A 1,607-nucleotide genomic window follows, 5' to 3' on the forward strand; every position below is an offset into this window, starting at 1 on the left:
CGCGGCACCCCGGACGCCCTCGCGGCAGCCACCCGGCCATCTTGCCCCGAACCCGCCCGAGAAATGGTGGTTTCTCCTCCTTGGCGCGGAGGGTGTCCGGCGGTCCGGTCGGCGCCGGGGACAATTGCCGCTCCCACCGGGGGATCACCGACGGGTGAAGGGGTAGCGTGTGTAGCGCGCCACCGGCGGTCGATCTCGGCCGCGCGCCTTCCGACGATCCCGCAGAATGGGACATGAGAGGTGCGCTCGGCCGACCGACCGGGCACGGACGTCGACGCGGTCCCCAGGTCCGCTCCGCCCGCCCCGGCCCCGCCGGTCGTCCGGACGGAACGGACGGCTCCGGCCGGCGCACCCGTGACACGGCGTGGAAGAGAGAATCGATTCTTGTGAGTGCTGCGATGCGAAGCCGTACCCCGGACCGCCTGTGCGCCGAGGCGGTCGACCTTGCCCGTGCGGCCGCCGAGGAGACCGCGCTGCCCGGCACCGTCGGTGAGCACCTCGGCGCGGTCGCCGACGGGGACCGCGTCGTCACGCACCTCTTCGCCTGCGAGGAGGCCGGCTACCGCGGCTGGCGCTGGGCCGTCACCGTCGCCCGCGCCTCCCGCGCCAAGACCGTCACCCTCGACGAGTCCGTCCTGCTGCCCGGACCCGACGCCGTCCTCGCCCCCGAATGGGTCCCGTGGAGCGAGCGCCTGCGCCCCGGCGACCTCGGCCCCGGCGACCTGCTGCCCACCCAGGCCGACGACCTGCGCCTGGAGCCCGGCTACACCGGCGACGACACCCCGCCCCCGAACTCCGCCGTCGCCGAAGGCATGGCCGCCGACGTCGCCGAGGCCGAGGAGGCCGAGGTCGTCCCCGGCTCGCCCGCCGTCCAGCCCGCCCCCGCCCGCGGCGGCATCGCCGACCTCGCCCAGGAGATGGGCATGGGCCGCGCCCGGGTCCTGTCCCGCTACGGCCTGCACACTGCCGCCGACCGCTGGGAAGAGGCGTTCGGCGCCAAGACCCCGATGGCCCAGGCGGCCCCCGCCACCTGCATGACCTGCGGCTTCCTCACCCCGCTCGCCGGCTCCCTGCGCCAGGCGTTCGGCGTGTGCGCCAACGAGTTCGCCCCCGCCGACGGCCGCGTCGTCTCCCTCACCTACGGCTGCGGCGCCCACTCCGAGGCCGCCGTCATGCCCCGCACCCCGCGCCCCGCCGAACCGGTGGTCGACGAGACCGTCGTCGAACCGGTGACGATCCGCCCCGAGCCCGGCGGCTCCGTCGAGGAGACGGGCCCGGCCGAGGAGCTCGGCCACAGCTGACGCTGGCCCTCCGGCCGCTGCGGCTTTGCCCGCCTGCGGCGGGCGGGGGAGGTCCGGCGCCGGGGACCGCGAGGTGGTCCGTGGTGCCTGTGGTGGGGGTGCGGGGTGTGTGACGCGGACTGCTGCGCTTTACGTCCGCGCCACACACCCCGCACCCCACCACCTCCCGTATGTGAAGCGGTCTCCGCCCGGGTGGGCGGAAGGGTAAACGGGAAGGCCCGTGGTCCCGCCACCCGTCACCCGACCTCCCCCATCAGCCACAACGAACCCCCCAACCCCCCTCCCAGGGGTGGTCGCGCAAACGAC

1 protein-coding gene is annotated in these 1,607 nt (G+C 75.5%); it reads left to right on the forward strand.

Translation table 11 applies throughout. The features are described 5' to 3' along the window. The first annotated feature begins 398 nt into the window (after positions 1-398). Entirely contained in the window at positions 399-1,301 is a 903-nt protein-coding gene (locus AC51EU_RS30355; protein WP_496270302.1) for a DUF3027 domain-containing protein, read from the forward strand. Positions 1,302-1,607: the final 306 nt, after the last annotated feature.

The sequence above is a fragment of the Candidatus Streptomyces philanthi genome (genome assembly GCF_059553635.1).